Source organism: Myxococcus guangdongensis (assembly GCF_024198255.1).
Taxonomy (GTDB): Bacteria; Myxococcota; Myxococcia; order Myxococcales; family Myxococcaceae; genus Myxococcus; species Myxococcus guangdongensis.
This window is the reverse complement of sequence record NZ_JAJVKW010000003.1, coordinates 794,368-816,022: the sequence shown is the minus strand read 5'-3', so window position 1 is coordinate 816,022 and position 21,655 is coordinate 794,368. Positions and strand designations below refer to the sequence as shown.

19 protein-coding genes are annotated in these 21,655 nt (G+C 69.9%); 10 read left to right on the top strand and 9 right to left on the bottom strand.

Annotation, left to right across the window (positions count from 1 at the left end; all coding sequences use genetic code 11):
• The first annotated feature begins 152 nt into the window (after nt 1-152).
• The 4 genes from LXT21_RS12760 to LXT21_RS12745 all read left to right on the top strand — a co-directional run bounded on the left by LXT21_RS12760 (nt 153) and on the right by LXT21_RS12745 (nt 4,921).
• Complete coding sequence (locus LXT21_RS12760; protein ID WP_254038390.1) at nt 153-1,766, top strand: hypothetical protein; 1,614 nt, start codon at nt 153-155, stop codon at nt 1,764-1,766.
• 51 nt (nt 1,767-1,817) lie between these two features.
• On the top strand, nt 1,818-3,422 hold the full coding sequence (locus LXT21_RS12755; protein WP_254038389.1) for a hypothetical protein: 1,605 nt from the start codon (nt 1,818-1,820) through the stop codon (nt 3,420-3,422).
• Nucleotides 3,423-3,452: 30 nt separating this feature from the next.
• Nucleotides 3,453-4,340: an aldo/keto reductase gene (locus tag LXT21_RS12750; RefSeq protein ID WP_254038388.1), complete on the top strand. Its 888-nt coding sequence runs from the start codon at nt 3,453-3,455 to the stop codon at nt 4,338-4,340.
• A gap of 68 nt (nt 4,341-4,408) precedes the next feature.
• Nucleotides 4,409-4,921: an ester cyclase gene (locus LXT21_RS12745; protein ID WP_254038387.1), complete on the top strand. Its 513-nt coding sequence runs from the start codon at nt 4,409-4,411 to the stop codon at nt 4,919-4,921.
• A gap of 23 nt (nt 4,922-4,944) precedes the next feature.
• Here the strand turns inward: LXT21_RS12745 and LXT21_RS12740 are convergent, their stop codons facing one another.
• Entirely contained in the window at nt 4,945-5,574 is a 630-nt protein-coding gene (locus LXT21_RS12740) for a hypothetical protein (protein WP_254038386.1), read from the bottom strand.
• 317 nt (nt 5,575-5,891) lie between these two features.
• Between LXT21_RS12740 and LXT21_RS12735 the strand changes: the two genes are divergently transcribed.
• From LXT21_RS12735 to LXT21_RS12725, 3 genes are all read left to right on the top strand, one after another.
• Complete coding sequence (locus LXT21_RS12735; RefSeq protein ID WP_254038385.1) at nt 5,892-6,350, top strand: DUF3293 domain-containing protein; 459 nt, start codon at nt 5,892-5,894, stop codon at nt 6,348-6,350.
• A gap of 97 nt (nt 6,351-6,447) precedes the next feature.
• Nucleotides 6,448-8,436 carry a bifunctional metallophosphatase/5'-nucleotidase gene (locus LXT21_RS12730; RefSeq protein WP_254038384.1) on the top strand — a complete coding sequence of 663 codons (1,989 nt, stop codon included), beginning with the start codon at nt 6,448-6,450 and terminating at the stop codon, nt 8,434-8,436.
• 157 nt (nt 8,437-8,593) lie between these two features.
• Nucleotides 8,594-10,483 carry a bifunctional metallophosphatase/5'-nucleotidase gene (locus LXT21_RS12725; protein WP_254038383.1) on the top strand — a complete coding sequence of 630 codons (1,890 nt, stop codon included), beginning with the start codon at nt 8,594-8,596 and terminating at the stop codon, nt 10,481-10,483.
• Here LXT21_RS12725 and LXT21_RS12720 read toward each other — a convergent pair whose 3' ends face one another.
• The 4 genes from LXT21_RS12720 to LXT21_RS12705 form a co-directional block, all read right to left on the bottom strand.
• Nucleotides 10,484-10,906 carry a hypothetical protein gene (locus tag LXT21_RS12720; RefSeq protein ID WP_254038382.1) on the bottom strand — a complete coding sequence of 141 codons (423 nt, stop codon included), beginning with the start codon at nt 10,904-10,906 and terminating at the stop codon, nt 10,484-10,486.
• 178 nt (nt 10,907-11,084) lie between these two features.
• Nucleotides 11,085-11,693, bottom strand: a complete 609-nt coding sequence (gene clpP / locus LXT21_RS12715; protein ID WP_046716258.1) for an ATP-dependent Clp endopeptidase proteolytic subunit ClpP — start codon at nt 11,691-11,693, stop codon at nt 11,085-11,087.
• A gap of 151 nt (nt 11,694-11,844) precedes the next feature.
• Complete coding sequence (gene fumC / locus LXT21_RS12710) at nt 11,845-13,239, bottom strand: class II fumarate hydratase (RefSeq protein ID WP_254038381.1); 1,395 nt, start codon at nt 13,237-13,239, stop codon at nt 11,845-11,847.
• A 145-nt stretch (nt 13,240-13,384) separates the two neighbouring features.
• Complete coding sequence (locus LXT21_RS12705) at nt 13,385-13,735, bottom strand: PspC domain-containing protein (protein ID WP_254038380.1); 351 nt, start codon at nt 13,733-13,735, stop codon at nt 13,385-13,387.
• Between the two features lie 270 nt (nt 13,736-14,005).
• Here LXT21_RS12705 and aceB point away from each other — a divergent pair, with 270 nt between their 5' ends.
• From aceB to LXT21_RS12690, 3 genes are all read left to right on the top strand, one after another.
• Complete coding sequence (gene aceB, locus LXT21_RS12700) at nt 14,006-15,631, top strand: malate synthase A (RefSeq protein ID WP_254038379.1); 1,626 nt, start codon at nt 14,006-14,008, stop codon at nt 15,629-15,631.
• 47 nt (nt 15,632-15,678) lie between these two features.
• Nucleotides 15,679-16,965: an isocitrate lyase gene (aceA, locus tag LXT21_RS12695; RefSeq protein ID WP_046716262.1), complete on the top strand. Its 1,287-nt coding sequence runs from the start codon at nt 15,679-15,681 to the stop codon at nt 16,963-16,965.
• 192 nt (nt 16,966-17,157) lie between these two features.
• Nucleotides 17,158-17,589, top strand: a complete 432-nt coding sequence (locus LXT21_RS12690; RefSeq protein ID WP_254038378.1) for a hypothetical protein — start codon at nt 17,158-17,160, stop codon at nt 17,587-17,589.
• 16 nt (nt 17,590-17,605) lie between these two features.
• Here the strand turns inward: LXT21_RS12690 and LXT21_RS12685 are convergent, their stop codons facing one another.
• From LXT21_RS12685 to LXT21_RS12670, 4 genes are all read right to left on the bottom strand, one after another.
• On the bottom strand, nt 17,606-17,857 hold the full coding sequence (locus LXT21_RS12685) for a hypothetical protein (protein ID WP_074953303.1): 252 nt from the start codon (nt 17,855-17,857) through the stop codon (nt 17,606-17,608).
• Between the two features lie 103 nt (nt 17,858-17,960).
• Nucleotides 17,961-18,296 (bottom strand): hypothetical protein, encoded by a 336-nt coding sequence (locus LXT21_RS12680; protein WP_254038377.1) that lies wholly within the window; start codon nt 18,294-18,296, stop codon nt 17,961-17,963.
• Nucleotides 18,297-18,353: 57 nt separating this feature from the next.
• Nucleotides 18,354-19,637, bottom strand: coding sequence for a TIGR04013 family B12-binding domain/radical SAM domain-containing protein (locus LXT21_RS12675; RefSeq protein WP_254038376.1), 1,284 nt, complete (start codon nt 19,635-19,637; stop codon nt 18,354-18,356).
• 60 nt (nt 19,638-19,697) lie between these two features.
• Nucleotides 19,698-21,305 (bottom strand): serine hydrolase domain-containing protein, encoded by a 1,608-nt coding sequence (locus LXT21_RS12670; protein WP_254038375.1) that lies wholly within the window; start codon nt 21,303-21,305, stop codon nt 19,698-19,700.
• Nucleotides 21,306-21,655: the final 350 nt, after the last annotated feature.

Below are 21,655 nucleotides of genomic sequence, written 5' to 3'. Positions count from 1 at the left end.
CTCACCGAAGTGGTCAGACATGGCGATGAGCCATGGAGCTGATTGCGCGGGAGCCCACGAGGAGCCAGTCGCGGGCTCCCGCGTTCGGTGCCGTTGTCCCTCCACTCCGTCCGCGCTCCCGGGCGCGGCGCCAAGCCTCACGGACGTGACGAATGGGTATGGATGACTCGGAGAAGCTCGCGTCCATCGAGGGCGCGCTGGCCAGCAACGTCCCGTTCGGGGATTGGCGTTACATCGACGACTGCACCTGGACCCGCTATCAGCGGCGGGCGGAGCTGCTCGCCGAGCGGCTGCCCCAGACGGCCCCGCTGGCCTCGGCCATGAGGCAGGCCACCCCCGAGGCCCGCTTCCGCGTCGTGGGGGACCCCGTGTTCCGCGCCACGCTCAATGACACGCTCGGGGAGCTGCAGCTCGGACAGACCCCGCCTTCCCTTTCGCGCTCCCAGCACATCCTCGAGCAGGCCACGCGACTGCTGGGCGAGCCCGCCCCCGCCTCGCCGCTCTCCCTCGGCGCGCGCCAGGTGCACCGCATCGGAACGCAACTCCACCACGGCTGGGTCTGGTGCGACGAGCGCGAGGAGGACGCCTGGGGCCAGGGGTTCCGCGACCTCTTCGAGCGCGAGGGCTCCTCCTCCGCGCTGCGCACGCCCCACGCCAACGCGACCGCCACCCTCTCCTCCGCGGTGAGCATCCTGGAGGAGCTCTTGCCGCGCGTCACCCGCAGCGCGCTCGACCACACCCACCTCATCGCCGTGACGGACGTCCTCGACCGGACGCAATGGCAGAACAGGGAGCGCGCGTTCCCCTACGGCTCCTTCACCACCCGCATCATCCCGGGGACCGTCTTCCTCGCCATGGGGGTCCTCGGAAACCCATACAAGGCCGCCGAGCACCTGCTCCACGAGGCGCTCCACCTCAAGTGGTATGACTTCCAGCACTCGCACGCCGTCTTCCGCAAGGACTACCAGGCGGAGCAGTCCGTCCGGATTCGCGCGCTCTGGAACCGCCCCCTGCCGGACAACACGAACGAGTGGCCGGTGTGCCGCTCCATCGCGGCGATGCATGTCTATGTCCACCTGGCGCTCTACTTCGAGCTGCTCGAGCGCGGCCTCCCGGAGCTCGAGGCGAGGTACGGCCCCCTGTGGGGCTATGACCCGTCCCTGCTGAAGCACGAGGCGTTCGAGCGGGCGCGCTATCTGGGCCTCGCGGTGCGACGCTCCGGCGAGGGCGAGCTGCGCGTCGCCGGCCAGCGCATGGTGGCCTGGCTGTTGGAGATGCTCGAGCAGCTGGGCGCGGGCCCGGAGCCCGAGGACAACGGCGTGCACCTGCTGCTCGACCTGTACACGCGTGAGAGCGCGGGGTTCCGGCTGGGCGCCGCCTCCGCCATCGCGGCGCCGGACTGGGAGCGGACCCGGCGCGAGCGGCTGGCGGCCCTGCTGACCCGGGAGCTCGACACGGCCCGCCAGCTCGCCGCCAGCCTGGGGGACTCCGGATGGCGCCCCCAAGGTCCCGATGCGCCCACCGACGAGTCGCTGCAGCGGCTCGTCCAGGCCAGTGAGCAGGAGCTCACCCGCGCCTTCCAGGGTACGCGCCAGGCCGTCTCGCAGCTGCTGCGGAGCGTGCGGGCCGCGAGCTTCCGGGACTCACGCGAGCCCGGCACCCATCAGCCCCTGAGCGAGCTGGTGCGTCGGATGGTGGAGTCCTCCAGCCTGGAGCTCCACGCCCTGACGCGCAGCCAGCCCCTCGCGGAGCGCGCGCATTCCTGAAGTCCTTCCACACACGAGGGTCGCACCCCCAAGACGCAGCGAGGCATGCACATGAGCACGACGGCATTGGACCCGAACAGTCTGGAGAAGGTGGAGCAGTCCCTGGCCTTGATGCGCCCCTTCGGCGATGGGGACTACATCGACGCGCGCACCCGCGAGCGCTACGAGCAGCGGCTGGGCATGCTCGCCCCGACGGTGCCGGAGGCCCGGGCCTTCCTCGACGCGCTGAAGCAGTCCGACGGCCTGACGGCCTACCGCATCATCGGAGACCCGGTGGTGCGCGACGCGGTCCACACGCTGCTGGGCCACTTCACGCTCCACATGCCCCAGCACGACGTCGAGGACTGCCTGGAGGTCCTGCGCGTGAGCACGGACCACCTGACGCGCCGCACGGGCGCCTCGCCGCTGTCCCTGGCGAGCGGGCGGCTGGAGCGGCTGGGCGACAAGCCCCACCACGGGTGGATATGGATGGAGGAGCGCCAGGACGACGTCTTCGGGCGGCGCTTCAAGAAGATGTACCGCGAGCACCTGCCGCGCATCACCACGCTGACGCCCGACGCGAAGCAGCTGGAGAACCTCCGGCTGGGCACCCAGCTGCTGGAGGAGCTGCTGCCCGAGCTGTCCCGGAGCGCGCTGACCCACACCCACCTCGTGGTGATTTCGGACATCTACTCGTCCGTGCCGCAGCCCCCGGGTGAGTCCGGAATCTTCACGTCCGTGACGAACCCCCACGTCCTGGGGACCATCTTCCTGGCGCCGCACCTGCTGCGAAACCCCTGGATTGCCGCCGAGTACCTGCTCCACGAATCGCTGCACCAGAAGTTCCTGGACCTGGAGCACACGCACTCGATGCTCCGGCGCGGCTACAAGGCCTCCGAGTCCCCGGTCATCATCCCGCCCTGGCACCGCGCCCGCACGACGGGGCCCGACCGCTGGGAGGTCAACCGCTCCATCAGCGTGACGCACGTCTACACCGCGCTCGCGCTGTTCTTCAGCCGCGTCCACCTGAACCTGGAGCGCCTGCAGGAGCGCTACGGCCCCATCCAGGTGGATGTCCCGCTCTCCATCCGGCAGTCCTTCGACCGCGCCACGTACCTGGGCGAGAAGCTGCAAGGGGCCGAGGACGAGCTGGGGCTGGCCGGGCAGCGGTTCCTGGGCTGGCTGAACCAGACGCTGAAGCTCTTCGACCCGGCGCCGCCCCCGCCCGGCGCCTACGTGCACCTGCTGCTCGACCTCTATGACCGCGAGGCCCAGGACATCGCGGCGCGGCTGACGCGCGCCAGCGACGAGGACCTGTCGCGGGAGCTTGGCGGGGCGCTGGCCGTGCCGGAGCTCACGCACGTGCCCAAAATCGTCGAGCACCTCGTCGACGCGGAGGTCCGCACGGCGCGCGATGCCCTGGGGGTGCTCGGCGTCGAGGTGCCCACCCGGCTCGAGGTCCCCGCCGCGGAGCTGGGCGACTCCCCGGGCGGGCGGGAGGTGATGGCGGAGCGCTTCAAGCGCACGCGGATGAACATCTCCCAGGCCCTGCGCAAGGCCTCCTGGACCACCTACCAGCAGACCACCGCGGACGCGCTGGTCCGGGACATGGTGATGACGTCGGGGCAGCGGCTGAACATGATCATCAAGCACCTCAACCCGAACACCTTCCTCTGAAGCACCCGCCCCGGGAGGGGTGCCAGCCGCATGCGGACGCGTCGCTTCGGAGTCACGAACCTGTCCATGAGCGCCCTGGGGTTCGGGGCGCTGCACCTGTCGCTGGAGGGCCGCCCCTCCCGCGAGGACTCCATCGCCCTGCTCCACCGGGCCCTGGAGCTGGGCGTCACCCTCTTCGACACCGCGGACTCCTATTGCCGGGATGACTCCGACGCCCACCACAACGAGCGGCTCCTCCACGAGGCGCTCTCGACCTATCCAGGCGACACGTCGGGCGTCATCGTCGCCACCAAGGGCGGCATGGTGCGTCCGGGCGGCGACTGGGTGGTCCTCTGCGAGCCGGACCATCTGCGAAGGACGCTGCGCGAGAGCTTCGAGGCGCTCGGGGGCAAGCGGCCCATCGAGCTGTGGCAGTTGCACGCGGTGGACCCGCGCTACAGCCTGGAGTCGTGCCTCGCCGTGGCGCGCGAGGCGCAGGAGGCCGGGCTCGTGCGCCACATCGGCCTGTCGAACGTCTCGCTCGAGCAACTGCAGCGGGCCCGCCGGCTGGCGCCCATCGTCTCCGTGCAGAACGAGTACAACCCCTGGCAGCGAAGCTCGGAGTTCACGGGCGTGCTGGCCTGCTGCCAGAGCGAGGGCCTGGCGTTCCTCCCCTGGAGTCCCCTGGGGGGACCGCGTCGCATCGCCGAGCTCGGCGCCATCCCCCGCGTCCAGGAGCTGGCCCGGGCGCGCGGGGTGTCGGTCCCCCAGCTGGTCCTCGCCTGGATGATGGCCAAGGCCTCCTGCGTGGTCCCCATCCCGGGCGCCCGCCGGCGCGCCACGCTCGAGGACTCGCTGGCCTCCGCGGAGCTGAAGCTCACCCCCGAGGAGGTGCGGGACATCGACCGCTCCGCGCCGCATCGCCGCCGGGAGCTGTGACGCCCGCTGAACACTCACGGGCCCTGGGGGGCTGACGCGCCGGGCGAGGCTGCCCAGCTTCCCGGGCCATGAAAACCACGACGACGCTGTGGCTCTGCGTTCTCGGCCTGCTGTCCGCGTGTGCGTCCGTGTCTCCGGTGGAGCGCGCCGCGCAGCAGGAGGAGCAGAACCGTCAACGGGCCCGGCTACTCACCGAGGAGCTCTACAACCTGCGCAAGCTGGACCGCGTCCCGGAGCTGTTCGCCGAGGACTACGTGGACCACTCGCAGGACGCGCCCAAAAACGTGGTGGGGCCGGCCCTGGTGCTCCAGCAGGCCGAGGCCACGTTCGAGACGTTCCCCGACCTGCGCTTCGACATCCTCCACGTGGTGGCGGACCAGGACCTGGTGCTGGTGCACTGGAAGGCCGCGGGCACGGACCCGCTGAACCTGGACGACGCGGGCAGGCCCCGGCCGCTCGCGCTCAACGGGCACTCGCTGTACCGGATGCGCGACGGCAAGGTGGTGGAGTCGTGGGACATCTCCGACCGCCTCTCACCGCTGCTCCAGCGCGGCTACCGCGTCGTCCCGCCCCAGCCGTAGCGAGGCGGGAGACCCACGACAGCTCACTGAAGGACGGCGGGCGCCTGGAAGACCTCGCCGTCGCGGCCCTCGACGCGGAGGCTCGCGCCCTCGGAGGGGCTCACGCGCAGCTCCACGCGCGGCTGGCCCCGGCGGTCCACCAGCAGCAGGCCCGGGGAGCCGTGCTCGTCCGCGCCGAGAATCGCGCGGGGACGGCCATCCGAGTCCGCGAGCTCCAGGCGCGAGGAGCCGTCCACCTGGAGGCCCACGGCGAACAGGTCCACGCCCCCGGGCTTGGACAGGGTGAGGCGCGGGGCCTCGTCCGAGTAGACGGTGAGCTCGGCGAGCGACTCGCCCTCTGCGGTGGAGAAGCGCAGCCGGGGTGCGCCGTCCTGGGCCACGCCGAGGAGCGCGCGCGGACGTCCCGCCTGGTCATGCAGCACCAGCCCCGTGGTGCCGGCGTCATCCAATCCGAGCGACGCGCGCCGCTGCCCCTGCGCGTCGTTGAGCACCAGACGCGACGCCACCAGCTCTCCGCCGCCCAGCGTCGGTGAGGGCTTCAGCGCGGCCACGCCCAATCCGAGCCCCGCCACCGCGAGCGCCGAGAAGGTCAGTCCCTGCAGCCGCCGGCAGCGGCGCTCCAGTCGCTCCAGCCGAGCATCCAGCGAATCCATCTTCGTGCCTCCCGTCGGAGCGCTCCACGCGTCTGACGCACCGCACGTTAGCGGAAGGCCGACCGGGCCGCGCGCGGTCCCCCACCATGACGAGAACGAGGGCCCCCACTCCTGAGCGCTGACCACGCCCGATGCTCCCGGAATGTCGCCCCAACCGGACCTGGCCCCAGTCGCGATGTGGCGGTGCCCGTCCGCAAGAGCGCTCCACCCACTGCCTGATTCAAGACACGTGTCGGGTGACACGTGACACACCGCGGCTCAAGTTGATGAGGCACGGGGGGCTGACACAGCGCCGTGACCGACGCGAGAATGCGGACATGAGACAGCTCGACCAGGAGCGGCTGTTGGGGGCGTACCGGGCAACACGCTACGTCATCCGTCCTCATGCCTCCACCGGAGGCGTGGAGCAGGTGCTGCGAGTGGGCCGGCTCCATCCCGCGCTCGACGCGGAGCTGACCGCGCGCGGCCACCGCGAGTGGGCGTTCCTCACCGCGTGGAATCCGGGCTCGCGGCCTCGCGGCAAGGATGAAAACCAGCGAGCGCAGGAACGCCTGATCTCCCAGCTGGTCGCGGGCGGCTTCGTCATCGCCCCCGCCATCGGCGAGGCCGAGGACGGGAGCTGGTCCGAGCAGAGCCTCTTCGTCCCGGGGCTGCCTCGCTCGGAGGCGGAGCGCTTCGGTCGCGCCCATGGGCAGGTGGCCATCCTGGTGGGTCGCACCGGCGGCCCCGCGGAGCTGCTGCTGTGCGGCAGCGAAGCATCGCCGCCCGTTCCTTGAAACAGGACGACAGTCGCAACCCCGTGTCGAGACGAAGTCGAGCCATCGTCCACGAAACAGAGTAGGTTTCCCCTCTCTGCTCGTCGGAGTTCCATCGATGCCTCAAGCCACACCGCGCTCGCCACTTCCGGGAGCGCGCCCCAGCGCATTCCTGCTCGCCGGAGCGTTCGTCACCGGCATGTTCCTCTTCGTCCATGGCGGCTGCGGAGGAGGCGAAGATGACGATTGCCGGAACGCCACCGACTGCCGCTACGACAACGGCGCACCGGCCGAGGGCAAGGAGTGGGTCTGCGAGGAAAAGCGCTGCGTGCAGCACCCCGCCCAGCAACCGCTCCCGGATGCGGGCACGGACGCGGGGACGACGGACGCGGGGACGCCCGACGCGGGGGCTCCCGACTCGGGAACTCCCGACGCGGGGAGGCCTGATTCGGGAACGCCCGACGCGGGGAGGCCCGATTCGGGAACGCCCGACTCGGGCCCCTCCACGGTGAGCGTGCAAATCCTCGCGTTCAACGACTTCCACGGGCAGCTCGAGGCGCCCTCGGGCCAGATTCTGGCGGGCGTGGCCCCCGACGGTGGACCGATGCGGGTGAACGCGGGCGGCGTGACGTACTTCGCCCGTCACATCGCGGCCCTGCGGGCCACCAATCCGAACACGGTGGTGGTGGCGGCAGGAGACCTCATCGGCGCGTCCCCGATGCTGTCGGGGCTCTTCCACGACGAGCCCACCATCGAGGCGATGAACCTCATCGGCCTGGACCTGGTCGCCGTGGGCAACCACGAGTTCGACGAGGGCAGCACGGAGCTGTTGCGCATGCAGTCGGGCGGCTGCCACCCGGTGGATGGCTGCATGGACGGGGATGGCTTCGCGGGCGCGAAGTTCAAGTTCCTGGCGGCCAACGTGGCCACGGACGTGGACCGCACGCTGTTCCCCCGCTACGACATCCGCGAGTTCGAGGGCGTGAAGGTCGCCTTCATCGGCATGACGCTGGAGGCCACGCCGGGAAGCGTCATTCCCTCGGGCGTGGAGGGGCTCACCTTCAAGGACGAAGTGCAGACGGTGAACGCGCTGGTGCCCCAGCTGCGGCAGCAGGGCATCGAAGCCATCATCGTGGTGGTGCACCAGGGCGGAATCGCGACCCCGGGCTCCCTGGTGAACGAATGCAAGGGCGCGGGTGCGGACGGCCTCATCTCAGGTGCCATCGTGGGCCTCGTCAAGGGGCTCAACGACGCGGTGGATGTCGTCGTCAGCGGCCACACGCATCAGGCCTACAACTGCGTCATCGATGGCAAGGTCGTCACGAGCGCCTCGTCGATGGGGCAGCTCGTCACGGACATCGACCTGACGTTGAGCAAGGCGACGGGCGACGTCGTGGCGGCGCGAGCGAACAACGTCATCGTCACGCGCGACGTGCAGGAGGTCGGCGCGGTGAAGGAGCTGGTGACGAAGTACCAGGAGCTCGTCACGCCCCTGGCCAACCGGGTCATCGGCTGGGTGGCGCAGACGCTCAGGAACCAGTCGGACTCCTTGGGTCAGTCCGCCCTGGGCCTCGTCATCGCGGACTCGCAGTTGGAGGCGACGAAGCCCGCGAACCTGGGTGGGGCGCAGGTGGCCTTCATGAACCCGGGCGGCGTGCGCGCGAGCATCGACCAGGGCGAGGTCACCTACGGCGAGGCCTTCTCCACACAGCCCTTCAACAACAGCCTCATCACCATGACGCTGACGGGCGCGCAAATCGAGGAGGTGTTGGAGCTCCAGTGGCGGCCGTCGGGAGCCACCCTCATGCTGCTCCCGTCGGCGGGCTTCACCTATGCGTTCAGCGCGTCGGCACCCGCCGGAAACCGCGTCGACCCGGCGTCCATCCGGCTCAACGGCGTGACGGTGGACCCGGCGGCGAACTACCGCGTCACCGCGAACAACTACATCGCGAGTGGGAGTGATGGCTTTTCGGTGTTCACCGAGGGGACGAACCGGCTGACTGGCGCCATGGACATCGACGCGATGGAGGCCTACCTGAAGGCGCGCAGCAGCGCGGCGAACCCGCTCCCCGCCCCGGCGCTCAATCGCGTCACCCGGCTGCCGTAGCGTCGCTTCGGGGGACGGGGCCGTGTCCCTGTCCCCCGCGCGCTTGCGTGAGCCACGGCCGCGTGACGCGCCACGAGCGGCCTCCAGGAAGACGCGCCAGGGTGCGCGGGGCGGAGTAGGTTCCCGCCCCGGTCCTGTCCCTCGGGAGCCCCTCGCCATGTCACGGTCCACCTCGCGCCTGGGCGCGCTCCCTGGAGTCTTCCTCCTCGCCGGAGCCTTCCTCGCTGGCGTCCTCATCTTCGCCCACGGCGGACGCGGAGCAGACGCGTGCACGGACGCCCTCGACTGCCGCAAGTCGAAGGGCCCACCGGTCCCGGGCCATGAGTGGGCCTGCGTCGACGCCTCGTGCGTCCAGCGTCCAGCCCAGCCGCCCACGGTGGACGCGGGCTCCGAGACGGTGAGCGTGCAGGTGCTGGCGTTCAACGACTTCCACGGGCAGCTCGAGCCGCCCGGGGGCAGCAACGGACAGATTCAGACGGGCATGGACGCCGACGGCGGTCCGGTGCGCGTGAGCGCGGGCGGCGCGTCGTACTTCGCCCGTCACATCGCGGCCCTGCGGGCCACCAACCCCAACACGGTGGTGGTCGCGGCCGGAGACCTCATCGGCGCGACGCCGCTGGTGTCCGCGCTCTTCCACGACGAGCCCACCATCGAGGCGATGAACCTCATCGGCCTGGACCTGGTCGCGGTGGGCAACCACGAGTTCGACGAGGGCAGCACGGAGCTGTTGCGCATGCAGTCCGGGGGCTGCCACCCGCAGGACGGCTGTCAGGACGGGGACGCCTTCGGGGGCGCGCGGTTCAAGTTCCTGGCGGCCAACGTGGCCACGGGCGTGGACCGCACGCTGTTCCCCCGCTACGACGTGCGCGAGTTCGACGGCGTGAAGGTCGCCTTCATCGGCATGACGCTGGAGGGCACGCCGGAGATCGTCACCCCCACGGGCGTGGCGGGGCTCACCTTCCAGGACGAGGTGGAGACGGTGAACGCGCTGGTGCCTCAACTGCGCCAGCAGGGCGTGGAAACCCTCATCGTCGTGGTGCACGAGGGCGGCGTGCCCGCGCCGGGCTCGCTCATCAACGAGTGCCGGGGCACGGGCGAGGGCGGCGCAATCTCCGGCCCCATCGTGGCCATCGCGAAGGGACTCGACGACGCGGTGGACGTCATCGTCACAGGCCACACGCACCAGGCCTACAACTGCGTCATCGACGGCAAGGTCGTCACGAGCGCCGCGTCGGTGGGGCGGCTCGTCACCGACATCGACCTGACCTTGAGCAAGGCGACCGGTGACGTGGTGGAGGCGAAGGCGAACAACCTCATCGTCACCCGCGACGTGACGGAGGATGGGCCGGTGAAGGAGCTGGTGACGCGCTACCAGCAGCTGGCCACGCCCCTGGCCAACCGGGTCATCGGCTGGGTGGCGCAGACGCTCAAGACGCCCATCACCCAGGCGGACCCGGCGGGACAGTCCACGCTGGGCTTCGTCATCGCGGACTCGCAGCTCGCGGCGACGCGGGCGGAGAACCTGGGGGGAGCGCGGGTGGCCTTCATGAACCCGGGCGGCGTGCGCGCGGACATCACCCGCGACCCGAACAACCCGCGGGACCGGGGAGAGGTCACCTTCGGCGAGGCCTTCACCACGCAGCCGTTCGGCAACAGCCTGGTCACCCTGACGCTGACGGGCGCGCAGCTCGAGGAGCTGCTGGAGCGACAATGGCAACAGGTGGGGCCCAACGTCGTCACCCGCATCCTCCACCCGTCCGCGGGCTTCACATACGCGTTCAGCGCGTCGGCGCCCATCGGCAGCCGCATCGACCCTGCGTCCATCCGCCTCGACGGCGCGCCCTTGGATTCAGCGGCGACCTACCGCGTGACGGTGAACAACTTCCTCGCGGGCGGCGGTGACGGCTTCGCGGTGCTCACGCAGGGGACGAACCGCCTGGGCGGCGCCGTGGACAGCGACGCCCTGGAGGCCTACTTGAAGGCCAACAGCTCCCAGGCCAGGCCCCTCGCGGCGCCCGCGTTGAACCGAATCACCGTGCTGCCCTAGTCAGGGCACGGGCCCGCGTCCCTGACCGCCGGAGGGCACATCCTCGCCCCGTCCGGGGACGTTCTCGGGGGTGAGGGTGGAGCCCGGGAGGATTTCAATCTCCTGGGCGCGCGTCACCCTGCGGGCAATCTCGTCAAACTCGAGCTCCACACCCCGGCCGGGCTTGTCCTTCAGGCCGAAGCGGATGCGCCAGAGGTTGGGGCGTATCTCCACGGCCTCGCCGGCCTGGGTCAGGACGAAGCTGTTGTTGCGGGCGTATTCCTCACCGGCCTGGATGACGTCACGCTCCCCCAGCTCCGCCTGCACGGAGGCCGAGCTGGGAGGCTGGGGCGGCCGGCCGGTGGGCCCGACACAGCCCGCTCCAGCCAGGAATGCAGCCGTCAGCAGGAGTCGAGGAAGAGGGCGCGAGCTGAGCCTGGACATGTCCACAAGTTGGGCATGGGACGTGCCACCCGCATCCCTGGAGAGCATTTTTAGAGGCGCGCGCGTCTTGCCCTGCTCGGGGCTCCAGCGCGGAACCTGCGCCCGGGAGGCGTCGGGAATCCGCGCGAGGCGCCAGGCGCCCCGCTCCGCCATGAGGAGCGGGGGGCGAGGACCCGGGCTACTTGTTCGACGGCGTCGGGGAGATGAGGCGCTGCTTCTCCACCACCTCGTCGATGAGGCCGTACTGGCGCGCGTCCTCGGCGCTCATGAAGTAGTCGCGCTCGGTGTCCTTCTCGATGCGCTCGACGGTGTGGCCGGTGTGCTTGACGATGAGGCCGTTGATGTAGCTGCGCAGGCGGAGGATTTCCTTGGCCTGGATGTCGATGTCGGTGGCCTGGCCCTGGGCGCCGCCGAGCGGCTGGTGAATCATGATGCGGCTGTTGGGCAGGGCGTAGCGCTTGCCCTTGGCGCCGGCGAGCAGGAGCAGCGCGCCCATGGAGGCGGCCTGTCCCACGCAGATGGTGGACACCGGACACTTCACGTACTGCATGGTGTCGTAGATGGCCAGGCCCGCGGTGACGGAGCCACCGGGCGAGTTGATGTAGAGGTTGATGCCCTTGTCGGGGTCCTCGGACTCGAGGAAGAGCAGCTGGGCGACGATGATGTTGGCCACGTCATCGTTGACGGGCGTGCCCAGCATGATGATGCGGTCCTTGAGGAGCCGGCTGTACAGGTCGTACGCCCGCTCGCCGCGGTGCGTGGTCTCGATGACGAAGGGGACGTTCATGGCCCCCCTACCCTAATCGTCCTGCCGCGCGCGCGCCCGCCCCTTCTTCCCGCAGCGTGCGCTGGGCCACGGTTGTGCCCCGTCCCCTCCCCCGGTGGGCCCTCGAAGGGGCTTCCGGCGGAGGGGCGGAGGCGTGTAGGACACCCGGCGCCTACAGGCCGATCATCTTCTCCGGGCGGACCCACTGGTCGAACTGTTCGGCGGTGACGAGGCCCAGCTCCACGGCGACCTCCTTGAGCGTCTTGCCGTCCTTGTGGGCCTTCTTGGCGATCTTCGCGGCGTTGTCGTAGCCGATGTGCGGGTTGAGGGCGGTGACGAGCATCAGGCTGCGCTCCAGGTTCTCCTGGATGCGGGCCCGGTTGGGCTCGATGCCCACGGCGCAGTGGAGGCGGAAGCTGCGCATGCCGTCAGCGAGCAGCCTGCAGCTCTGCAGGACGTTGTGGATGATGAGGGGCTTGAAGACGTTGAGCTCGAAGTTGCCAGAGGCGCCGCCCACGCTGACGGCGACGTCGTTGCCCATGACCTGGGCGCAGAGCATGGTGAGCGCCTCGCTCTGGGTGGGATTCACCTTGCCGGGCATGATGGAGCTGCCGGGCTCGTTCTCCGGGATGGTGATTTCGCCCAGGCCGGAGCGGGGGCCGGAGGACAGCCAGCGGATGTCGTTGGCGATCTTGAAGAGCGCGGAGGACAGGCCCTTGAGGGCGCCGTGGGCGTGGACCAGGGCGTCGTTGGCGGCCAGGGCCTCGAACTTGTTGGGGGCGGTGACGAAGGGCAGGCCGGTGAGGCGGGCAATCTCCTTGGCGACGCGCTCGGCATACCCCTTGGGGGCATTGAGCCCCGTGCCGACAGCCGTCCCCCCCAGGGCCAGCTCGTGCAGGTGGGGCAGCACGCGCTCCAGGTGGGCGCGCGCATGCTGCAGCTGCGCGACATAGCCGCTCAGCTCCTGGCCCAGGGTGAGGGGCGTGGCGTCCTGGAGGTGGGTGCGGCCAATCTTCACCACGTCCATGAAGGCGCGGGACTTGTCGGCGAGCACGTCGCGAAGCGCATCGAGTTCAGGGAGCACGCGCTCGGCGATGGCGGTGGCGGCGGCGACGCTCATGGCGGTGGGGAAGACGTCGTTGGAGCTCTGCCCCTTGTTGACGTCGTCGTTGGCGTGGACGCGGCGCTGTTCTCCGCGCTCGCCGCCGAGCAGCTCCGAGGCGCGATTGGCGAGCACCTCGTTGGTGTTCATGTTCGTCTGGGTGCCGCTGCCGGTCTGCCAGATGCTGAGCGGAAACTCCGCGTCATGCTTGCCCTCGAGGACCTCGTCGGAGGCGCGGACGATGGCGTCCCCCTTCTCGCGGGCCAGCGAGCCGTTCTCGACGTTGACGAGGGCGGCGGCCTTCTTGACGAGGACGAGCGCGCGGATGAGGGCGGGGGGCATGCGCTCGGTGGAGATGTCGAAGTTCTGCAGGCTGCGCTGGGTCTGCGCGCCCCAGAGGCGCTCGGAGGGGACCTCGATGGGGCCGAAGGTGTCCTTCTCGATGCGGACGTTGCGGGTGCTCAAGGCGGGCTCCTGGAGAAGAGAATCCTGGAGCCCACGCATAACAGGCCGGGCAACGGGTCACCGGGAGACGAGGCGAACCGTCGAGCCGTGAGCAGAACGCGCCGATAAGCGTGACTCAGCGAGCCGTGCCCCTCGAACCGTGGACCTAGACCCGCCGCTCCATGCGAGGAGCATCCGACTCCCCGACGCGGGAGAGCCAGTCCACCGTGCGCTGCAACGGAGCCCGCCCCAGGGCGGAAGCAGGGGTGAACGCCCAGAGCAGGACGTACACGAGCGGAAGCGTGCCGCCGGAGAACAAGGTGGCCACGACGAGCGCCACGCGCACCAGGGCCACGTCGATTCCCAGCTCGCGGGCCAGCATCGCGCAGACGCCCGCCACCGCGCGCCCCTCGACGCCGCGGTGCAGCCGCTCCACCCGGATTCCACACCGGGCGCAGCGCGAGGCCTCCATCCGAATCTCCTCCGCGCACCCCGAGCACCGCTTCATCGCGTCCATGACGTGCCTCCCGTGAGGGGACCCCTTGGCGGCGAGCACCCTCGACCCTACCTACGCACCTGCCCGTCGCTGATTGCATCCCCGGTGCCCGGCGCCCCCCTGCTCGCAACCCCGCGTCACGTCTGTTGATTTACAGATTTAATCCGGCCGCTGTTGACAGGATTACAGGCAAGCAGGCAGAAATTGACGCACACTTCCATTTCGCCCTCGGAAGATTCATTTTCCGACCCGTTGCCGTAGATTTACAACGCACCAAGCCAAGGAGCCGAGATGCCCACGGAAGTCCCCGCCTCGAAGACCCCGGCCTTCAGCGCTGGCGTGGTGGTGAAGGGGCCGTGGCACCCCGACTACGCCGAGGTGCTCACCCCGGCCGCCCTGGACTTCGTCGCGAAGCTGGCGCGCGCCTTCGGTGAGCGCCGCGAAGCCCTCCTGGAGCGCCGCAAGCAGGTCCAGGCCGCCTGGCGCAAGGGTGAGCGCCCCCACTTCCTCCCGGAGACGAAGTCCGTCCGGGACGCCCAGTGGACGGTCGCCCCGCTGCCCCAGGACCTCCAGGACCGCCGGGTCGAAATCACCGGCCCGGTGGACCGGAAGATGATCATCAACGCCCTCAACTCGGGCGCCAACGTCTTCATGGCGGACTTCGAGGACGCCAACAGCCCCACCTGGGACAACGTCGTGCGAGGCCAGGTCAACCTGCGCGACGCCGTGCGCCGCGCCATCGCCTTCACCGGCGACAACGGCAAGCACTACGCCCTGGTCGACAAGCCCGCCGTCCTCTTCGTGCGGCCCCGTGGCTGGCACCTGCCCGAGCGCCACGTCGAAATCGACGGCAAGCCCATCTCCGGCTCCCTCTTCGACTTCGGCCTCTTCTTCTTCCACAACGTCCGCGAGCAGCTCGCCCGCGGCACCGGCCCCTACTTCTACCTGCCCAAGATGCAGAGCCACCTGGAGGCCCGGCTGTGGAACGACGTGTTCCTCACCGCCCAGGACACGCTCGGCATCCCCCGAGGCACCATCAAGGCCACCGTCCTCATCGAGACGCTCCCCGCGGCCTTCGAGATGGACGAAATCCTGTACGAGCTGCGCGAGCACTCCGCCGGCCTCAACTGCGGCCGCTGGGACTACATCTTCAGCTTCATCAAGACGCTCCAGTCCGACACCAGCGTCGTGCTGCCCGACCGCGGCCAGGTCACCATGGACAAGGCGTTCCTCAACGCCTACTCGCAGCTGCTCATCCAAACCTGCCACCGCCGGGGCGTGCACGCCATGGGCGGCATGGCCGCCTTCATCCCCATCAAGGGTGACGCCGCCGCCAACGAGGCCGTCCTGGAGAAGGTCCGCGCCGACAAGCTGCGCGAGGCGAAGAACGGCCACGACGGCACGTGGGTCGCCCACCCGGGCCTGGTCTCCATCGCGCGCGACATCTTCGACGCGAACATGAAGGGCCCCAACCAGCTCGCCAACAAGCGCGAGGACGTGCGCGTCACCGAGGCCGACCTGCTCAAGGTCCCCTCCGGCACCCGCACCGAGGAGGGCCTGCGCCACAACCTGCGCGTGGGCATCCAGTACACCGCCGCGTGGCTCGGCGGCCTGGGCTGCGTGCCGCTCTACAACCTCATGGAGGACGCGGCCACCGCCGAAATCTCCCGCGCCCAGGTGTGGCAGTGGCTGCACCACGGCGCCTCGCTCGACGACGGCCGCAAGGTGACGCCCGAGCTGTTCCAGACGCTGCTCTCCGAGGAGATGGCCCACCTCGAGAAGGAGGGCGTCCACGAGAAGTACGGCCGCGAGCACGTCACGCGCGCCCGCGAGCTCTTCGAGCGCCTGTCCACCGCGCCCGCCTTCGAGGACTTCCTCACCCTGCCCGCCTACGCGGCGCTCGACGCCAATCGCTGAACCCTTTTCCGACTTCCAACCTTCACCGCATCACCGAGGAGCCTGCGATGTACGACGCCACCACGACCACTCCGGATGCCTCCCCTCACGCCAAGCTCCACGCTCGCCGCTTCGAGGGCATCAAGCGCAACTACACCGACAAGGACGTCCTGAAGCTGCGCGGCACGCTGCCCATCAGCTACACGCTGGCCGAGGTCGGCGCCAAGCGCCTGTGGGAGCTGCTCCACACCGAGGACTACATCAACGCGCTGGGCGCCCTCACCGGCAACCAGGCCGTGCAGATGGTCCGCGCGGGCCTCAAGGCCATCTACCTCTCCGGCTGGCAGGTCGCCGCCGACGCCAACTCCGCCGGGCAGATGTACCCCGACCAGAGCCTCTATCCGGTCGACTCCGTCCCCACCGTGGTGCGGAAGATCAACAACGCCCTGCGCCGCGCGGACCAGATCGACCACGCCGAGGGCAAGAGCGACCGCTACTGGTTCGCCCCCATCATGGCGGACGCCGAGGCCGGCTTCGGCGGCCCGCTCAACGCCTATGAGCTGATGAAGGGCATGATTGAAGCGGGCGCCGCGGGCGTCCACTTCGAGGACCAGCTGGCCAGCGAGAAGAAGTGTGGCCACATGGGCGGCAAGGTGCTGGTGCCCACCAGCCACTTCATCCGCACCCTCACCGCCGCGCGCCTCGCCGCCGACGTGATGGGCGTGCCCACGCTGCTCGTCGCTCGCACGGACGCCGACAGCGCCAAGCTGCTCATGTCCGACGCGGACGAGTACGACCACGCCTTCATCGACCGCAAGAACGGCCGCACCTCCGAGGGCTTCTACCGCATCAACGGCGGCCTCGACTGCGCCATCGCCCGCGGCCTGGCCTACGCGCCGTACGCGGACCTCGTCTGGTGCGAGACCAGCACCCCGGACCTCGCGCAGGCCAAGAAGTTCGCCGAGTCCGTCCGCGAGAAGTTCCCCAACAAGCTGCTCGCGTACAACTGCTCGCCGTCCTTCAACTGGAAGAAGAACCTGGACGACGCCACCATCGCCAAGTTCCAGCGGGAGCTGGGCGCCATGGGCTACAAGTTCCAGTTCGTCACGCTGGCCGGCTTCCACGCGCTGAACCACTCGATGTACGAGCTGGCGCGCAAGTACAAGGACCGCGGCATGGCGGCCTACAGCGAGTTCCAGCAGGGCGAGTTCGGCTCCGAGAAGGACGGCTACACCGCCACGCGTCACCAGCGCGAGGTCGGCACCGGCTACTTCGACCAGGTCGCCGAGGTCATCTCCGGCGGCTCCGCCAGCACCCTGGCGCTCCACGAGTCCACCGAGGCCCACCAGTTCTAATCGCCTTGGCGGCGTCTGAAGACGCCTGACACCGGAGGCCGTGGGGAGCTAACCCCGCGGCCTCTGGTCGTTTTTCCGCCCTTCGGGCAGGCTTCGGGCCCCGGACGCAACTTCTCCCGGGGTTGCCCGATAATGTGGGCAGACCTCCGAGATTTGTGCTTGTTGCGCCCTCGGACCGCCACGGAGCCAGCCATGAGCCGCATCAACTCGTTCACGGGTCCCCAGGTCCAGGTCCCCCGTCCCCAGGCCGGCGTGCAGTCGGCGAACGTCGGGTTCGGCTCGCTGATTCAGCAGAACCAGCGCGCGGCGATGGCCCCCGCGAACCGGCCGGGTGATCCGCTGATGTCCACGGGCGGGCTGGTGGTGCAGTCGGCGCTCAACTCCGTCGGCAGCGCGCCGCACAGCGGCATCATGAACTCCTACCTCGCCGCCGTGGGCCGCCCTCCCATCCAGGACGCGGCCGCCGGTCAGGGCAAGACGCAGTCGCCCACCGCCGCCGCGGGCTCCAAGGAGGCCGAGGAGCAGAAGGTGATGATGGAGCTGGCCGAGCTGTCCGCGGCGACGCTGAACAACTCCATCTTCCACATGGGCAACCGCAACAAGGTGTCGCTGGAGCGCGAGTAGTCCCGCGCGTCGCGACTCAGTCCTTCTTCGGTTCCTTGCGTTCGGCGCGCTGGAGGTACTCGGCGCGCTGGCCCTGCTGCAAATCCCCCGAGCCGTCATACGGTGGCCCCACGTCGGTGCGCTGGCCGCCGTCCTGCTCCGTCACGTCATTGAGGAACTCGGAGCGGCCCTCCGCGGGCACGTGGTCTCCATCCTCCTCCGGGTCCTTCTGCTTCGCGGGGTCCAGGGGGATGCCGAGCGGCTTCTTGAGATAGTCCTTCGGGTCCATGGGTGTGCGCCTCCGAGGGTGCTGGGGTGAGCCCGTGCCTCGAAGATGGAGACACCGGACACCGCACGCAGCACAGGGAGCAGGCGACCGGGAGCCCGTGGCCTCAGTTGAGGTACTTCGGACGAGGCGGCGTCGCGGTCTGCTGACGCATCATCTCCAGGCCCTGGCGCGTGAGGATGAAGCGCACCACGCCGGAGCCGCGCTCGGTTTCAATCTCCGCCTCGAAGGCGGGGCCCGCGATGCCACCCAGGGCGACGTTCTTGCGCAGGTTGTGCACCTTGCCGCTGAGCATGTCGCCGGCCACCTCCTTCACCGCGTCACCCCGCTCGTGCAGCTCGTACGCCGTCTGGTGCAGCGTCATGGCGAGCGAGGGCGTCAGCGGCTGGGAGCTGAAGAGGACGGAGATGAGCAGCCAGTAGGGAGTCTCGTCGGAGGACATCGCGCTCCCATCCTAAGCGCCTCGGCGCCGGGGGGCCCGACGAAGTGAGGTGGGCCGCTAGCCTGCCCGGGGCCGGCGCCGCTGGGCGATGCCCTCCGCGAGGGCGACCTGCTGCTTCCAGTGGCCATACAGCCGTCCCTGGGAGGCGAGCCGGTCCAGCTTCGTCTGCGTCTCGGCGTCCACGCGTCCTGGCGGTGCGTCACGGTAGGGCGTGCCGGGCAGCGGCATGAAGGTGTGGCCGTGCACGCGCGCGCCCAGCTCCGCCAGTCGCTCCATGAGCGCGACGGTGGCGGCGACGTCGTCGGCCTCTTCGCCCGGCAGGCCGAGGATGAAGTCCACGTTGGGCACGAAGCCGCCCTCCACGGCCAGTCGGGTGGCGCGCACCACCGTCTCCACGTCGTGGCCCCGGCGGGTGCTCTGGAGGATGCGCTCGGAGCCGGACTGGCCGCCGATGATGAGGTTGTCGTTGTGGACGTAGCGCTTGAGGACGGCGAGCGCCTCGGGCGTGACGTGCTCGGGGCGGACCTCGGAGGGGAAGGTGCCGTAGTAGATGCGCCCGTCGGGGGCCATGGCCTCGCGCACCGCGGCGAGCAGCTCCTCCACCGCGGCCAGGTTCATCGTCTCGTCGCCGGTGCCGTAGGACATGGACGTCGGCGTGATGAAGCGGATGTCGCGGCGGCCCGAGCGGCGCAGCTCGCGAGCCCAGTGCGCCACGTTGGCCACGGAGCGGTGGCGGAAGCGCGCCTTGCTCATGAAGGGCGTCTGGCAGAAGCGGCACGCGTAGATGCAGCCGCGCGTGATTTCGATGGCGCCGAACATGGCGTTGCGCGCGGCGAACGGCGGGAAGTCGTCCAGCTTCACGCCCTCCCCTCGCCCGTGCTGCACCAGCTTGCCGTCCTTCAAGTGGGCCACGCCGTGCGTGTCGCGAGGCTCCTCGCCGCGTTGGACACGGCCGAGCAGCTCGCGCAGGGAGTACTCGCCCTCGCCGATGGCGATGAGGTCGAAGCCGGCCTGGAGCGTCTGCAGCGGCTCGGCCGTCGCGTGCACGCCGCCAGCGATGCAGAGGACGGAGCGTCCTTCCAGCCGCGCGCGGACCCAGGTCAGCTCCTCCGCGGAGACCGCGAAGCTGGCCGAGTAGAAGGACCACGCGGCGACCACAGTGTCTCCGGCGTCGTGGCGCTCCTTGACGGTGGAGAGCAGCGACTCGCGGTCACGGGGGAAGAACAGCTTCACGTCCGCGAGCGCCGGGTCCGACTCGACGGCGCCCGCCAGCACGGTGAAGGCGTACTTGCCCGGGTACTGATAGCTGAGGACGAGCGAGACGGGACGGTGCGGCACCATGAGCGGACGACATGATGCCACAGGGCCCCGTGCGCGAGGGCCCCGGGGCGAGCAGGCGGGTCAGCGGGCGGTGGGCACGGGGCGGACCAGGCGGAGCACCAGGTCGGTGAACGCGGTGAACTCGAGGACCTCGTCGGAGACGCGCTCGTCGGGGTCCGACATGCGCACGGCCACGAGGTCATGCTTCGGGAGGACGAGCACCCGGTTTCCGCCCTGGCCGATGGCCGCGAAGCCGCTCGGAGGGCCCGACACGTCCTGCTTCAGGTTGTGTGGCGCGGACTTCGCCATGAAGTCCTGCGCCAGGGAAGGGTCCCCGAGCTTCGCCATGAACGCCGGCATGAACTCTTTCTGGGGGAGGGGGCGGTCCGCGATTTCGCGCAGTCGCGCGAGGGGCGCCTCGGGGAAGCCATTGCGGCGCGCCTGCTCCAGCAGCTCCGAGCCCAGCGTGACGGTCATCCCCTCCTCGTAGATGAGCCACCACAGGAGTCCCCCGGTGGGGATGTGCGGCTGCGAGGGCGCGCCCCCCATCGCGTGAATCCACGCTGAGCTCAGGATTCGGCGGCCCTGCCACGTGCCACCCTGGAGGAGCATCTGTGCCACCTTGGCGAAGTCGAGCGGGTGGAGTTGGAGGCCCGCCATGCCCACGGGATTGCCTGACGGGTCCGTGTCCCAGCGGAAGTCACGGATGCCGAGCGGCGCGAACAGCCGTCGCTCCAGGTACACGTCCATCTTCTCGCCCGATGCGCGCTCGACGATGCCGGCCACCAGGTTCGTGGCCTTGTTGTTGTACGCGTGCTTGCTGCCCGGTGTGTCCGTGACCTCGGAGTCCAACGCGTAGCGGACAAAGTCGTTCGACGCGTAGATGTCCAGCGCGCTCCGGTTCGCGGCCAGACCCGACGTGTGGTTGAGCAGGTGTCGCACCGTCACCTGTCCCTTGAGGCCGTCCTTCCACTCGGGGAAGAACGCGGACACGGGCGTGTCCAGAGAGGGAATCTTCCCCTCGTCGATGAGCAGGCCGATGGCCAGCGCGACCATGCCCTTGGTGGCGGACATGGCCTCGATGCGGTGCGTGTCCCCGCCGAAGTACCACTCGCCCACGAGCTTGCCGTGGCGCAGCAACACGAGGCCCGCTGAGCCGGAGTCCTCGGCGGCCTTCAGCAGCGCGGCGAGCGCGGGCTCGGACAGGCCGGCCTCACTCGGGGTGCTCTTCTCCAATCCGGTGCCCACGCCCCAGGTGTTGCGAGCCTCGCGAGCGTTCTTCCGTGCGCGCTCCACCAGGGCGTCGTAGCCGGGCAGCTCGCGCACGGGGGCCAGGGCCTTGGCGTGGAGCAGCCCACCCGGGTCCGCGTAGCCCACGTCCAGGGCGCGCTCCAACCAGGTGAAGGCCATGGCCGTATCCTTCGCCTCCGCGGCCACGTTCGCCGCGGTCCGAGCCAGCTCGGGAGCGTGATGTCCCGCGTCCCACGCGCGTCGGAGTTCGTCCTGGGCCTTGGGCAAGTCGCCGTCACGCTGGGCCAACCAGGAGCGGGTGAGCGCGCTCGTGGCCTCGGGTGCAAGCCGCCCGGAGCTGAGGGCCGGGGAAGGAGCGCGCGAAGCAGTGTCCGCGGGCGAGGCGTGAGCACAGGCCAACAGCGCGCAGAGCGGCAGGAACAGGACACGTCGAGACAAGGAAGACTCCGGATCGGGGTGTGGTGCACAGCAGAGCCCGTGACGCAGGCCGGGTGTGAACGCCCGCCACCGGGACTCATTTCATTTCGCCATGTAAAGGCACGCACGGAGGGGAGAATCCGGAGCACGCGAACCCCAGGTCGAGGACCGGAAGAAGAGCGCTTCAGCCACGTGCTCCTTCGCTCCGACGCGGTGTCAGCGGACAAGGGATGAAGGGCGCCCCGGTCTCGCGTGCATTCTCTCGGACGCGGTGGCCGTGGACGGAGGACGTGCGACTTCACGCCGACGCGCAGGCCGCAGACATCGGCGAACGGGCGCACCCTTCGCGCGCGCATTCCCTCGGACGCGGC

Coding starts and splice junctions, on each gene's coding strand:
- LXT21_RS12760 (WP_254038390.1), top strand. CDS start 153: ATGGGTATGGATGACTCGGAGAAGCTCGCGTCCATCGAGGGCGCGCTG.
- LXT21_RS12755 (WP_254038389.1), top strand. CDS start 1,818: ATGAGCACGACGGCATTGGACCCGAACAGTCTGGAGAAGGTGGAGCAG.
- LXT21_RS12750 (WP_254038388.1), top strand. CDS start 3,453: ATGCGGACGCGTCGCTTCGGAGTCACGAACCTGTCCATGAGCGCCCTG.
- LXT21_RS12745 (WP_254038387.1), top strand. CDS start 4,409: ATGAAAACCACGACGACGCTGTGGCTCTGCGTTCTCGGCCTGCTGTCC.
- LXT21_RS12740 (WP_254038386.1), bottom strand. CDS start 5,574: ATGGATTCGCTGGATGCTCGGCTGGAGCGACTGGAGCGCCGCTGCCGG.
- LXT21_RS12735 (WP_254038385.1), top strand. CDS start 5,892: ATGAGACAGCTCGACCAGGAGCGGCTGTTGGGGGCGTACCGGGCAACA.
- LXT21_RS12730 (WP_254038384.1), top strand. CDS start 6,448: ATGCCTCAAGCCACACCGCGCTCGCCACTTCCGGGAGCGCGCCCCAGC.
- LXT21_RS12725 (WP_254038383.1), top strand. CDS start 8,594: ATGTCACGGTCCACCTCGCGCCTGGGCGCGCTCCCTGGAGTCTTCCTC.
- LXT21_RS12720 (WP_254038382.1), bottom strand. CDS start 10,906: ATGTCCAGGCTCAGCTCGCGCCCTCTTCCTCGACTCCTGCTGACGGCT.
- clpP (WP_046716258.1), bottom strand. CDS start 11,693: ATGAACGTCCCCTTCGTCATCGAGACCACGCACCGCGGCGAGCGGGCG.
- LXT21_RS12705 (WP_254038380.1), bottom strand. CDS start 13,735: ATGGACGCGATGAAGCGGTGCTCGGGGTGCGCGGAGGAGATTCGGATG.
- aceB (WP_254038379.1), top strand. CDS start 14,006: ATGCCCACGGAAGTCCCCGCCTCGAAGACCCCGGCCTTCAGCGCTGGC.
- aceA (WP_046716262.1), top strand. CDS start 15,679: ATGTACGACGCCACCACGACCACTCCGGATGCCTCCCCTCACGCCAAG.
- LXT21_RS12690 (WP_254038378.1), top strand. CDS start 17,158: ATGAGCCGCATCAACTCGTTCACGGGTCCCCAGGTCCAGGTCCCCCGT.
- LXT21_RS12685 (WP_074953303.1), bottom strand. CDS start 17,857: ATGGACCCGAAGGACTATCTCAAGAAGCCGCTCGGCATCCCCCTGGAC.
- LXT21_RS12680 (WP_254038377.1), bottom strand. CDS start 18,296: ATGTCCTCCGACGAGACTCCCTACTGGCTGCTCATCTCCGTCCTCTTC.
- LXT21_RS12675 (WP_254038376.1), bottom strand. CDS start 19,637: ATGGTGCCGCACCGTCCCGTCTCGCTCGTCCTCAGCTATCAGTACCCG.